The organism is Streptomyces telluris, from assembly GCF_024519335.1.
GTDB lineage: Bacteria > Actinomycetota > Actinomycetes > Streptomycetales > Streptomycetaceae > Streptomyces > Streptomyces telluris.
The window spans coordinates 341747-354041 of the sequence record NZ_JANIID010000003.1 but is presented as its reverse complement, the minus strand read 5'-3'; the positions used below and the strand labels follow the sequence as shown (position 1 = coordinate 354041).

At 73.4% G+C, this 12295-nt stretch carries 11 protein-coding genes; 3 read left to right on the top strand and 8 right to left on the bottom strand.

Features of this window, described 5'->3' with window-relative positions; all coding sequences use genetic code 11:
* The first annotated feature begins 26 nt into the window (after positions 1-26).
* Together NQU55_RS05850 and NQU55_RS05845 are read left to right on the top strand one after the other, a co-directional pair.
* The gene (locus NQU55_RS05850) at positions 27-434 is read left to right on the top strand and encodes a (R)-mandelonitrile lyase (protein WP_168091737.1); all 408 of its coding nucleotides are present in this window, start codon (positions 27-29) and stop codon (positions 432-434) included.
* A 22-nt stretch (positions 435-456) separates the two neighbouring features.
* Entirely contained in the window at positions 457-1023 is a 567-nt protein-coding gene (locus NQU55_RS05845; protein WP_168091736.1) for a DUF4865 family protein, read from the top strand.
* 13 nt (positions 1024-1036) lie between these two features.
* Here the strand turns inward: NQU55_RS05845 and NQU55_RS05840 are convergent, their stop codons facing one another.
* From NQU55_RS05840 to pdxR, 3 genes are all read right to left on the bottom strand, one after another.
* Positions 1037-2224 (bottom strand): glutathionylspermidine synthase family protein, encoded by a 1188-nt coding sequence (locus NQU55_RS05840; RefSeq protein ID WP_168091735.1) that lies wholly within the window; start codon positions 2222-2224, stop codon positions 1037-1039.
* A gap of 4 nt (positions 2225-2228) precedes the next feature.
* Positions 2229-2600, bottom strand: a complete 372-nt coding sequence (locus NQU55_RS05835) for a hypothetical protein (protein ID WP_168091734.1) — start codon at positions 2598-2600, stop codon at positions 2229-2231.
* Positions 2601-2917: 317 nt separating this feature from the next.
* Entirely contained in the window at positions 2918-4396 is a 1479-nt protein-coding gene (pdxR, locus tag NQU55_RS05830) for a MocR-like pyridoxine biosynthesis transcription factor PdxR (protein ID WP_256789933.1), read from the bottom strand.
* Positions 4397-4443: 47 nt separating this feature from the next.
* Here pdxR and NQU55_RS05825 point away from each other — a divergent pair, with 47 nt between their 5' ends.
* On the top strand, positions 4444-4926 hold the full coding sequence (locus NQU55_RS05825; protein ID WP_168095157.1) for a carboxymuconolactone decarboxylase family protein: 483 nt from the start codon (positions 4444-4446) through the stop codon (positions 4924-4926).
* 87 nt (positions 4927-5013) lie between these two features.
* Here the strand turns inward: NQU55_RS05825 and NQU55_RS05820 are convergent, their stop codons facing one another.
* From NQU55_RS05820 to NQU55_RS05800, 5 genes are read right to left on the bottom strand one after another with little or no spacing between them, the layout of a single operon-like run.
* Positions 5014-5988: an ABC transporter substrate-binding protein gene (locus NQU55_RS05820; RefSeq protein WP_168095156.1), complete on the bottom strand. Its 975-nt coding sequence runs from the start codon at positions 5986-5988 to the stop codon at positions 5014-5016.
* Positions 5978-7945, bottom strand: a complete 1968-nt coding sequence (locus NQU55_RS05815) for an ABC transporter permease (protein ID WP_168095160.1) — start codon at positions 7943-7945, stop codon at positions 5978-5980. The genes NQU55_RS05820 and NQU55_RS05815 overlap by 11 nt, the downstream gene beginning before the upstream one ends.
* 23 nt (positions 7946-7968) lie before the next feature.
* Positions 7969-9045, bottom strand: coding sequence for a quaternary amine ABC transporter ATP-binding protein (locus NQU55_RS05810; protein WP_168095159.1), 1077 nt, complete (start codon positions 9043-9045; stop codon positions 7969-7971).
* A 38-nt stretch (positions 9046-9083) separates the two neighbouring features.
* Positions 9084-10646 carry a GMC family oxidoreductase gene (locus tag NQU55_RS05805; protein WP_168095155.1) on the bottom strand — a complete coding sequence of 521 codons (1563 nt, stop codon included), beginning with the start codon at positions 10644-10646 and terminating at the stop codon, positions 9084-9086.
* Between the two features lie 52 nt (positions 10647-10698).
* Positions 10699-12207 carry an aldehyde dehydrogenase family protein gene (locus NQU55_RS05800; protein ID WP_168096353.1) on the bottom strand — a complete coding sequence of 503 codons (1509 nt, stop codon included), beginning with the start codon at positions 12205-12207 and terminating at the stop codon, positions 10699-10701.
* Between the last annotated feature and the right edge of the window lie 88 nt (positions 12208-12295).

Below are 12295 nucleotides of genomic sequence, written 5' to 3'. Positions count from 1 at the left end.
TCCGTCACCCTCCAGGAGCGCACCGCATGCTGATCCACCGCGACCCGCCCGCCGCCTCCACGGCCACTCCCGAGTGGGTCACCGGAACCGTCCGCGTCACCTCCCTCGCCGCCGCGGGGGACACCTCGCGGCTGCGCATCGACGACGTCCGCTTCGAGCCCGGCAGCCGCACCCACTGGCACCGCCACCCCGGGGGCCAGGTCCTCCACATCACCGAGGGCACCGGGCTGATGCAGCGCCGGGGCGGGCCCGTCGAGGTCGTACGGGCCGGCGACCGGGTCGTCATCGCACCCGGCGAGTGGCACTGGCACGGCGCCGGGCCCACGACCTCCATGACCCACCTGGCGGTCCTGACGGCCGCCCCGGACGGCACCGAGGCCGAGCGCGGCGAGCCCGTCACCGATGCCTGCTACCCGTCCGGGCCCATCGCCTGAGCACGCGAAAGGCACAAGCACCGTGTACGCGAAGCAGTACGAGATCACCCTCCCCGCCGACTACGACATGGGGATCATCCGCGACCGCGTCGCCACGCGCGGCCACGCCCTCGACGACCGCGCCGGCATGGCCCTGAAGGCCTACGTCATCCGCGAGCGCGGCGTGGACGGGTCGCCCGTCAACCAGTACGCGCCGTTCTACCTGTGGAACGACACCGCGGCGATGAGCCGCTTCCTCGTCGGCGGCGGCGGGTTCGAGGGCGTCGTCCGGGACTTCGGGCGGCCCGTCGTGCGGCACTGGGCCGGGGTCACCCGCGAAGCCGGGCCCGCGCGGGGCGCGGTGCCGCGGGCCGCGTCCCGGCGGCTGACGCAGCTGCCCGCCGAGGGGCTGGCCGAAGCGGTGGCGGCGGAGACCGCCGCGCTGCGCGAACTGGCCGCCGGGCACGACGGCGTGCACACGGCCGCCCTCGCCGTCGACCCGCACCACTGGCAGCTGCTGCGCTTCGTGCTGTGGCAGGAGGCCGTCCCGGACGACGAGGACGCCACCGAGCGGTACGAGGTGCTGCACCTGTCCACGCCGGAGCTCTGACCGTCCGCGCGGCTCAGCCGTCGATCACGTGCGGGAGGAACCGCGCGTACTCGTCGGTGATGAGCCCCGCCGACTCCCGGATGCCCAGCCCGGCCGGCTCGCCGTCGACGACCCACGCGCCGAGGACCGTGCGGTTGCCGTCGAAGTCCGGGAGCGGGCACAGCTGCTGGTAGCAGCACGGCTCGTCCCGCGGCACCGGGGCCGTGCCCGCCTCGTGGACGGTGATGCCGGCGCCTTCCCGGCCCAGCAGCGGCTTGGCGACCCAGCCGCCGTCGCGGGCGAGCTCCCGCGGGCCGTCGAGGTAGGCGGGGAGCAGGTTGGGGTGGCCGGGGTGGAGCTCCCACAGGATCGCCATGAGCGCCTTGTTGGACAGCAGCATCTTCCACGCCGGCTCGATCCACAGCGTGGAGCCCGTACCGCCGCCGTTGTCGAGGGTGTCCAGGGCGTGGGGGCCGAAGCGGTCGGTCGCCAGCCACTCCCACGGGTAGAGCTTGAAGCAGGAGCGGATGAAGGCGTACCGCTCGTCGACGAAGCGGCCCGAGAGGGGGTCCCAGCCGATGTTCTCCATGGAGATCGCCCGGGTGTCCAGACCGGCCTGCTCGGCGGTCTCGCGCAGGTAGGCGACCGTCATCAGGTCCTCGCCGAGCTCGTCGCCGGCCGAGTGCGCGAAGTACAGCGGCGTGCCGGGCGCCAGCAGCGGCGCCTGCCGCTTCCAGGCGTCGACGAGGCGCTCGTGCAGGGAGTTCCACTGGTCGAGGCCGGGGAAGCGGTCCTCCATCCAGAACCACTGGGCGCTCGCCGCCTCCACCAGGGAGGTGGGCGTGTCGGCGTTGTACTCCAGCAGCTTGGCCGGGCCGCGGCCGTCGTGGCGCAGGTCGAAGCGGCCGTAGACCGAGGGGAGTTCGTCGCGGCGGCGCCAGGACTCGGCGATCAGGGCGGTCAGCGCCGGGTCGGTGAGGCCGAGGTCGGCGAAGCGGTCGTGCTCGACGATGTGCGCGGCCGCGGCCGTGCACATCCCGTGCAGCTCCGCGACCGTCTCCTCCAGCTCCTCGATCTCGGCGAGCGTGAAGGAGTAGTACGCGCTCTCGTCCCAGTACGGGCGCAGGGAGCCGTCGGGGAGGCGGGTCAGGGGGTAGATCACGCCCTGCTCCTCGACGGTGGCCTGCCAGCCGGGGCGGGGCTCGGTGCGGTGGCGGCGCATCGGGTCAGCCGCCGCCGGAGCCGGAGTTCGAGCAGCCGAAGCCGCCCCGGTCGGCGGCCTGGCTCTTGCTGAAGGTGCCGCTCTCGGCGTAGCCGCCGGACTTGTTCGAGCCGTAGTACCAGCGGCCCGCAGAGCTGCTGCCGCCGCTGCCGCCGCCGTTCCCGCTGCCGCCGCCCTTGCTCTTGCACGCCTTGGAGTCGACGACCCGGTAGCCGCCGCGCCCGACGTCGTAGCTGTTCGGGTCGACGCAGCGCTTGTCCGGCTCGGAGCCGCAGGAGGTCAGGGCCGCGGCGAGCGCGCCCATCCCGCCGAGGACGACCGTGGACGAGCGCAGCCTGCGCCGTGTCCTGCCCGTCTTTTCCGTCTTTTCCGTCATGCAGATGACCCCCGTCATGTTCTGCCTCTGCCGTTCTTCTCCCGCACTGGCGTGCGATGAGGCCCCTCACCCTAAAGGGCGCTTCCGCCCGCCGGACGGTGGGGCGGCCTACAGTCGGACGGTGCTCCTGGGGATGCTCTGCGCGCTGGGTTCGGCGGTGTGTTTCGGCACCGCGTCCGTCCTGCAGGCCGTCGCCGCACGGGCGTCCGCGCCGGGCAGCGGCTCGGGGGTGGACCCCGTCCTGCTGCTGCGGGTGCTGCGGCAGTGGCGCTGTCCGGCCGGGCTCGCGGCCGGAGCGCCCGCCCCCGGGCCGGTCGTCACTCCGCCGGCGGCAGGACCCTCAGCAGCGCCTCCAGCGCGCCCGGGAACGCGTGGTCCGGCGGGGTGCCGTAGCCGACGATGAGGCCGCTGGGGGCGGAGTCCGGGGCCGGGGTGCAGCGCAGGCGGGAGAGGCCCTCCAGGGCCAGGCCCTCCCACGCCGCCGCCTGCAGGGTGGGGTGCTCCGTGCCCGGCGGCAGTTCGAGGACGGCGTGCAGCCCGGCCGCGATGCCGGTGACCTTGATGTGCGGGGCGCGCTCGGCGAGCACCTCCACGAGCCGGTCGCGCCGGCGCCGGTACCGCAGCCGCATCGCGCGGACGTGACGGTCGTACGCCCCGGAGGTGAGGAACTCCGCGAGCGTCAGCTGCTCCAGGGCGCCCGAGCTCCACTCCCCCGCCCGCTTGTGGGCCAGCACCTCGCCGGCGAGGTGCTCCGGCAGGACCATCCACGCGAGCCGCAGCCCCGGCGCGAGGGCCTTGCTCGCGGTGCCGAAGTAGACGATGCGCTCCGGGCTCAGGCCCTGCAGGCAGCCCACCGGCTGCCGGTCGTAGCGGAACTCGCCGTCGTAGTCGTCCTCCAGGATCGTCCCGCCGGTGCGGGCCGCCCAGTCGACGACCGCGGCGCGCCGGTCGGGGTGCAGGGGCACGCCGGTGGGGAACTGGTGCGCCGGGGTGATCAGCACCGACCGGACGGCCGCCTTGCCGCCTTCCAGCACGCCGACGTCGGCGCCCTGATCGTCCAGCGGCATCGGCAGGCAGCGCAGCCCCGCCCGCTCCAGCGCCTCCCGGTGGAACCACAGCCCGTACTCCTCCACCCCCATCTCCCGCGTCCCGCGCTCCCGCAGCACCCGGCTCACCAGCCCCAGCCCCTGGGTGAACCCCGAGCACACCACGATCCGCTCCGGGTCCGCGTGCACGCCGCGGGCCCGCGCCAGGTAGCCCGCGAGGGCGGTCCGCAGCTCGATCCGGCCCCGCTCGTCGACGTGCCCGAACGCGTCGTTGGGGGCCGCCGCCACGGCCCGGCGGGCCGCGGTGAGCCACGCGGCGCGCGGGAAGGCGGAGACGTCGGCGGTGCCGGGGCGCAGGTTGTAGACGGGCCGCGGCGGCGTCCGCACCGGCGGCGTGCGGCGCTCGGGCGCCCGCGCGGCCGCCCGCCGGGCCACCCGCGTGCCCGAACCCTGACGGGCCGTCAACCAGCCCTCGGCGACGAGCTCCCCGTACGCGTCGGCCACCGTGTTCCGGGCCAGGCCGAGGTCGGCCGCGAGCGTACGGGAGGAGGGCAGCCGGCTGCCGGGCGCGAGCCTGCCGCTGCGGACGGCCTCGCGCAGGGCCCGGATGAGGGAGGCGCGCACGCCGCCCGGCCCGCTCAGGTCCAGGTGGAAGTCCACGCCCGCGCCGGTGCCGTCCCCCGGGACGGCCTCCGCGGCTCCCGGCGCGGACTCCGGCGCACCCCCCGAAGTGGCCCATGTTTTCTCCATGGGAATGGACCATACCCGTGGGCTGCCCCCGGCCTAGTGTCGTATCCATGACGAACGCGACCACTCAGAACCCCACCCACCACCACGCCCCCCGCATGCTGCTCCACGAGGTCGCCCCCGAGGTCCAGAAGGCGATGCTGAGCCTGGAGCGGGCCGCCCGCAAGGGCCTGGAGACCTCCCTCATCGAGCTGGTCAAGATCCGCGCCTCGCAGCTCAACCACTGCGCCTTCTGCCTGGACATGCACACCAAGGACGCCCGCCGCCTGGGCGAGACCGAGGAGCGCATCTACCTCCTCAACGCCTGGCACGAGGCGGCCGGCTTCTACACCGAGAAGGAGCAGGCGGCGCTCGCCCTGACCGAGGCGGTCACCCTGCTGCCCTCCGGCGTCTCCGACGAGGTCTACGAGCGGGCGGCGAAGCACTTCCCCCAGGAGGAGCTCGCCCAGCTGATCGCCATGATCGTCACCATCAACGCCTGGAACCGGATCGGCGTGACGACGGGCCTGGCGCCGGGCGCGTACTCCGCCTGAGCCTGATCCCCCCCTTTGCACGCGGGAGCGGCGCCGTCCAACGGGGGACGGCGCCGCTCGGCTGCTTTCCTGCCACGTGCTACGCCATCACGGCAGCCACTTCTTCCAGACGTCCGGGTTCTTCTCCACCCAGCGCTTCGCGGCCTCGTCCGCGCTGAGCTTGTCCTCTGCGATCATCTGCGAGACGGCGTTCTGGTCGTCCTTCGACCACTGGAAGTTCTTCAGGAAGCGGGCCGCCTTGCCACCCTTGCGGGTGAAGTCCGCATTGAGGAACTTCTTCAGCGGCGTGGTGGGGTAGGCGCAGTTCACCGTCGCCGGGTCCTTCGCGCCCTTGTCCGCGCACTCCTCGGTGTACTCGGGCAGCTTCACCTCCACCATCGGCACCTCGTTGAAGAGCCACTGGGGCTCGTACCAGTAGGTGAGGAAGGGCTTCTTGTCCTTGGCGAACTGCTGGATCTGGGTGATCTGCGCCGCCTCGGAGCCCGCGAAGACGACCTTGTAGTCCAGGTCGAGGTTCTTCACGAGCGCCTTGTCGTTGGTGACGTACGACGGCGAGCCGTCCAGGAGCTGGCCCTTGCCGCCGCTCTCGGGCGAGCGCAGCTGCGACGCGTACTTGTTGAGGTTCCTCCAGTCGAGGACGTCGGGGTGGGCGTCGGCGAAGTACTTCGGCACCCACCAGCCGATGTGGCCGGTGACGCCGAGGTCGCCGCCGGAGGCGATCGTCTTCTTGTCCTCGACGTACCGCTTCTCCTGCTCCGGGTGGCCCCAGTCCTCCATGATCGCGTCGACGCGGCCCTGGCTGAGGGCGTCCCAGGCGGGCACCTCGTCCACCTGCACCGTGTCGACGCGGTAGCCCAGCTCGTGCTCCAGCAGGTACTTGGCGACGGCCGTGTTGGCCCGCGCGCCCACCCAGGACTGCACGGACAGGGTGACGGTCTTCGTCCCCGCCGCGTCGGCGTACGGGGACGCCTGCTTGGTCATGTCGGCCGCGCCGCAGCCGGTGGCCGTGGCGCCGGCCAGGACGGCCAGCGCGGCCGCGGCCGTCATCGTCCTACGCGCCATCACGCGCTCCCTTCGTCGGCTGCGTGACCCGGTCGAGCATCAGCCCCAGGCACGCGATGGCCACACCCGCGGTGAGACCCGTGGCCAGGTCGCCCTGGGCCAGGCCGAAGACGACCTCGTAGCCGAGCGCGCCGCCGCCGACGAGACCGCCGATGATGACGACCGACAGCACCAGCACCACGGCCTGGTTGACCGCGAGCAGCAGCTGCGGGCGGGCCAGCGGGAACTGCACCTGGCGCAGCTGCTGGCCGCCGGTCGCGCCCAGCGAGCGGGCCGACTCCATCGCACCGGGGTTCACCCGGCGCAGGCCCTCGCTCGCGATGCGGACGACGGCGGGCAGCGCGTACACGATCGCGGCCGCGGCGGCCGGGGCCCGGCCGATGCCGAACAGCGCCACGACGGGGATCAGGTACACGAACTGCGGCATCGTCTGGAAGACGTCCAGGACCGGCCGCAGCAGCCGCTCCACGCGCGGGCTGCGCGCGGCGGGCACGGCGATCGTGAAGCCGAGGACGAGCGTGACGGCCACGGCGGCCACCACCTGCGAGAGCGTGTCCATCGACAGCTCCCAGCGGCCCAGCACGCCGATCGCGGCCAGCGACAGGACGGCCGTCAGCGCCGTGCGCCACGTGCCGATCAGCCAGGCGAGGGCGGCCACGAGGAGGAGGGCGCCCCACCAGGGGAGGGCCAGGAGGCCGTCGCGCAGGGGGTCGAGGACCCAGGCGGTGTAGTGGGCGGCGAGGTCGGCGGTGCCGCCGATGCCGGGGAGGCCGGTGTAGAGGTGGTCGACCATCCAGTCCTTGGCCTCGTTGACGGGGCCGGCGATGGCGACGGTCCAGCCGTCGGGCCACGCCGTGCCGCCGAGACGGCCGAGGGCCACGGCCAGGGCTATGCCCAGCGCCCACGTGGCTACCGCCCGGGTGCGGGCCGTCGTTCGGTTGTGCCCACCCTCCCCCAGCCTTCGGCCTGCTGTGATCCTGTCGAACACGATCGCCAGGAGCACGATCGGGATGCCCGCGGCCAGGGCGCTGCCGACGTCGACCGTCGACAGGGCCTGGTAGACGCGGTCTCCCAGGCCGTCCGCGCCGATCACGGAGGCGATGACGGCCATGGACAGGGCCATCATGATGGTCTGGTTGACGCCCAGGAGCAGTTCGCGGCGGGCGAGCGGCAGGCGTGCGGTCAGCAGCCGCTGCCGTCCGGTCGCGCCGAGCGACTCCACCGCCTCCAGGACGCCCTTGTCGGTGGAGCGCAGGCCGAGCGCGGTCAGGCGGGCCATGGGCGGCGCCGCGTAGACGACGGTCGCCAGGACGGCGGGCGCCACGCCGATGCCGAAGACGAGGACGACGGGCAGCAGGTACGCGAAGGCGGGCAGCGCCTGCATGGTGTCGAGGACGGGCCGCAGCGCGCGGAACGTACGGTCCGACAGGCCCGCCGCGAGGCCCATGAGCGCGCCCACGGCGACGGACACCGCCACCGCGACGATCATCAGGGCGAGCGTGCGCATCGTGGGCACCCACATGCCGAGCAGGCCGCAGGCGGCGAACGAGGCGAGGGCGGTCACGGCGACCCGTGCGCCCGCGACGCGCCAGGCGATCAGCGCCGCCGCTGCCGTCACCCCGGCCCAGCCGAGGGCCAGGAGGACGGTGTAGACGGCGTGCACGGCGCCGATGATCGCGCCGCTGATGTGCCCGAAGAAGTAGAGGAAGGCCCAGTGGCTGTCGCGGTTGTCGATGATCCAGTCGCTGGCCCCGGTCAGGGGCTTGCTCAGGTCGACGGTGAGCGCGGTCGGCCAGGTGCCGCTGCCGTGGAGCGCTGCCGCCACGGGTACGAGGACGGCCGCCGCGGCGGCGAGGACGAGCAGCTTGCGGGCCGCGGGGCGGGCCCACAGGGCGCGCAGCGCGAGGGCCGCGGGGTGCGGCCCGGTGGCGTCGCGGCCGGGCGGCGCCGTCTTCATCTGCGGAGGAGCTGTGTGTACGGTCACGCCGCGGTCCTTTCGCCGGCGTCCAGGCCCGCGACCACGCCCAGCAGGCTGCGGTGGTCGACGACGCCGACGCAGCGGCCGCCGTCGACGACGCGGGCCGGGGTGCCCGTGCGCGCGACCGTCTCGATCGCTTCCGCCACGGTCGTCGTGGGGGCGAGGGACTCGCCCGCCTCCGACTCGCCCGCGGCGGCGGGCCGCATGGCACGCCGGACGGTCAGGACCTGTTCGCGCGGGACGTCCCGCACGAAGTCGCGGACGTAGTCGTCCGCGGGGGAGCCCACGATCTCCTCCGGCGTGCCGCACTGCACGACGCGGCCGTCGCGCATCAGGGCGATCCGGTCGCCGAGGCGCAGCGCCTCGGACAGGTCGTGGGTGATGAAGACCATGGTGCGGCCCTCGTCGCGGTGCAGGCGGACGACCTCCTCCTGCATGTCGCGGCGGATGAGCGGGTCGAGGGCGCTGAACGGCTCGTCGAACAGGAGGACTTCGGGGTCGGCGGCGAGGGCGCGGGCGAGGCCCACGCGCTGCTGCTGGCCGCCGGAGAGCTGGCCGGGGCGGCGGTCCTCCATGCCCGCGAGGCCGACCTTCTCCACCATCTCGGCGGCCTTGGTGCGGCGTTCGGCCTTGGCGACGCCCTGGATCTCCAGGCCGTAGGCGACGTTGTCGAGGACGGAGCGGTGCGGGAGCAGGCCGAAGTGCTGGAAGACCATGGCCGCGCGGTGGCGGCGCAGCTCGCGCAGGGCGCCCTTGTCCATGCCGCACACGTCCTCGCCGTCGATGGCGATGGTGCCGGAGGTCGGCTCGATGAGCCGGGTCAGGCAGCGGACGAGCGTGGACTTGCCGGAGCCGGAGAGGCCCATGACGACGAAGACCTCGCCCTGGCGGACGTCGAAGGAGACGTCGCGGACGGCCACGGTGCAGCCGGCGCGCTCGCGCAGCTCCTCCGCGGAGAGGCCGGCCAGCTCGCTGCCGGGGACGCGGTCGGCCTTCGGCCCGAAGACCTTCCACAGGTTGCGGACGGAGAAGACGGCCGGGGCGTCGGCCGGGGCGGCCTGCGGCGTGCCCTCGGGCACGGTGCCGGTGGGTGCGCCGGTGCCGGCGCCGGTGCCGTTCACCGGGCGTCACCCCCGGTGCCGGGGCCTGCCACAAGCATCTCCGCGCACTTCTCTCCCACCATCAGGACTCCGATCATCGGGTTCACGGCGGGCATCGTCGGGAAGACGGACGCGTCCGCGATGCGGATGTTCTCCAGGCCGCGGATCCGCAGCTGGGGGTCGACCACGGCGAGGGCGTCGCCGGCGGCGCCCATCCGGCAGGTGCCGGCGGGGTGGTACACGGTGTGGGCGGCCTTGCGGACGAGTTCGCTGATCTCGGCGTCGTCGGTGACCTCGGGGCCGGGGAAGACCTCGCGCTTGAGCCACTTCCTGAACGGCTCGGCCTCGGCGACCTTGCGGGCGAGCTTGATGCCGTCGACGAGGGTGCGGCCGTCGTAGTCGCTCTCGTCCTCGAAGTACCGGAAGTCGAGGGCGGGCTTGACCTCGGGGTCCGCGGAGGTGAGGTAGAGGCGGCCGCGGGCGCGGGACTTGGGGATGTTGGGGGTCATGGACACGCCGTGCTCGGGGCGTTCGTAGCCCAGGCGCTCGGGGTTGTCCGTGAAGGGGATCTGGTAGAAGTGGAACATCAGGTCGGGGCCCTGGTGCTCCGGGTCCCGCTTGACGAACAGGCCCGCGTCGGAGTCCATCGCGGAGTTGCCCGGGATGGGGCCCTCGGTCTCCCAGACGATGACCGACTCGGGGTGGTCGATGAGGTTCTCGCCGACGCCCGGCAGGTCGAGCACGCAGGGTATGCCGAGCGCTTCGAGGTCCTTCTTCGGGCCGATGCCGGAGTGCATCAGCAGCCGGGGCGTGTCGACGGCGCCGGCGCACACCAGCACCTCGCGGCCGGCCTCGACGTAGATCTCCTCGCCGGCCTTGGTGCGCACGTGCACGCCCGTGGCGCGGGTGCCGTCCAGCTCCAGCTTGTGCGCCCAGGTCTCCAGCATCAGGCGGAGGTTGGGCCGGTCGCCGGCCTCCATGTGGGGGTGGAGGTAGGCGACGGAGGCGGAGGAGCGCTTGTTGTTCTCCGGGTGGTACGCGAGGTCGAAGAAGCCGACGCCCTCGTCGAAGGGCTTGTCGTTGAAGCCGGTGACCTCCGGGACGCCGAGCGCGGTCTTCACCGCCTCGATCCAGTCGGAGGCGATGGCGTTCTGGTCCTTCTTGGCGACCCGCACGATGTTGTTGCGAAGCTTGCCGAAGTAGGGGTCCATGTCCTTCGCGCCCCAGCCCGCGGCGCCCGCGGCCTCCCACTCGTCCCAGTCGGAGGGCAGGGGCTTGAAGGAGATGAGGGTGTTGTGGGAGGAGCAGCCGCCCAGCACCTTGGCGCGGCTGTGCAGGATGTGCGAGTTGCCGCGGGGCTGTTCCGTGGTGGTGTACTCGTAGTCCAGCTCGCCGCCGAGCAGGCCGAGCCACTTGCGCAGCGTCAGCACGTCCTCGCGGTCGATGTCGGACGGGCCGCCTTCGATGACGACGACGGAGGTCCCGGGGTCCTCCGCGAGGCGGGAGGCGATGACCGAGCCGGCGGTGCCGCCGCCGACGACGACGTAATCGGCCGTGATCTTCTGGGCTACGGGGGGCATGGGGGTACTCCTCGGGGGCAGGAAGGTTCTTCGCTTACGGAATGAGGCTGGCTCAGCCGGCGAACCAGCGCACCGGCTCGGGCGCGAGGTTCTGGTAGATGTGCTTGGCCTCGCGGTATTCGGCCAGGCCCGCGGGGCCGAGCTCGCGGCCGATGCCGGACTTGCCGAACCCGCCCCACTCCGCCTGCGGCAGGTAGGGGTGGAAGTCGTTGATCCAGACGGTGCCGTGGCGCAGCCGGCCGGCGACGCGGCGGGCGCGGCCGGCGTCCTTCGTCCACACGGCGCCGGCGAGGCCGTACTCGGTGTCGTTGGCCAGGGCCACGGCCTCGTCCTCGGTGCGGAAGACCTCGACGGTGAGGATCGGGCCGAAGGTCTCCTCGCGGACGACCTTCATCGCGCGGTGGCAGTGGTCGAGGACGGTCGGCGCGAAGAAGTAACCGCCCGCGGGGCGCTTCTCGTCGGGCTCGGGCTGGGCGCCGCCGCAGCACAGCGTCGCGCCCTCGGCGAGGGCGGAGGCGACGTACGCCTCGGTCTTGTCGAGCTGCTGCGCGGAGACCAGCGGGCCGCACTCGACGCCGTCCTCGGTGCCCCGGCCGAGGCGGATCTTCGCGGCACGGCGGGCGAGTTCGGCGACGAAGCGGTCGCGGACGGACTCCTCGACGATGAGGCGGGAGCCGGCCGAGCAGACCTGGCCGCTGTGGATGAACGCGGCGTTGAGGGCCTGGTCGACGGCGGTGTCGAAGTCCTCGTCGGTCGCGCAGGCGTCGGCGAAGACCACGTTGGGGTTCTTGCCGCCGAGTTCGAGGGCGACCTTCTTCACGGTGGGCGCCGCGGCCTGCATGACCTTGGTGCCGGAGGCGAGGCCGCCGGTGAAGGAGACGAGGTCGACGTCGGGGTGCTCGGACAGGCGGGCGCCGACGGGGTCGCCCGCGCCGGTGACGAGGTTGCCCACGCCGTCCGGCAGACCCGCCTCCACCAGCAGCTTCATCAGCAGCACGGTGGACAGCGGGGTGACCTCGCTGGGCTTGACGACGAAGGTGTTGCCCGCCGCCAGCGCGGGGGCGATCTTCCAGCTGGCCTGCAGCAGCGGGTAGTTCCAGGGCGTGATCAGCGCGCAGACGCCGACCGGCTCGTGGACGACGACGCTGTGCACGGTGTCCGAGCCCGCGTCGACGACGCGCCCGCCCCCCTCGTTCACGACGAGGTCGGCGAAGTAGCGGAAGGCGTCGGTCACGCAGTCGACGTCGGTGCGGCCCTCTTCGAGGGTCTTGCCGGTGTCCCGGCTCTCGGTCAGCGCGATCTCCTCGCGGTCGCGCTGCAGGAGCTCGGCGACGCGGCGCAGCAGCGCCGCCCGCTCGGCCACGGGCGTCCGCGGCCAGACGCCCTGCCCGCCGTCGAAGGCGCGGCGGGCCGCGGCGACGGCGGCGTCCGTGTCGTCGGCGCCGCCCTCGGAGACCACGGCGAGGGTCTTGGCGTCCGCGGGGTCGAGCACCTCCCGCTGGGCACCGGACGCGGCTGCGCGCCACACCCCGTCGACGTGGATGGTCTCGGCTGACGACATGTCTTCTCTGCCTTCCGGTTCCTGGTCTGTCCCGCTGCCGCCGGGCAGGACGCTCGGGCGGCAACGGGACGCGCCTAACCAAAAGGCG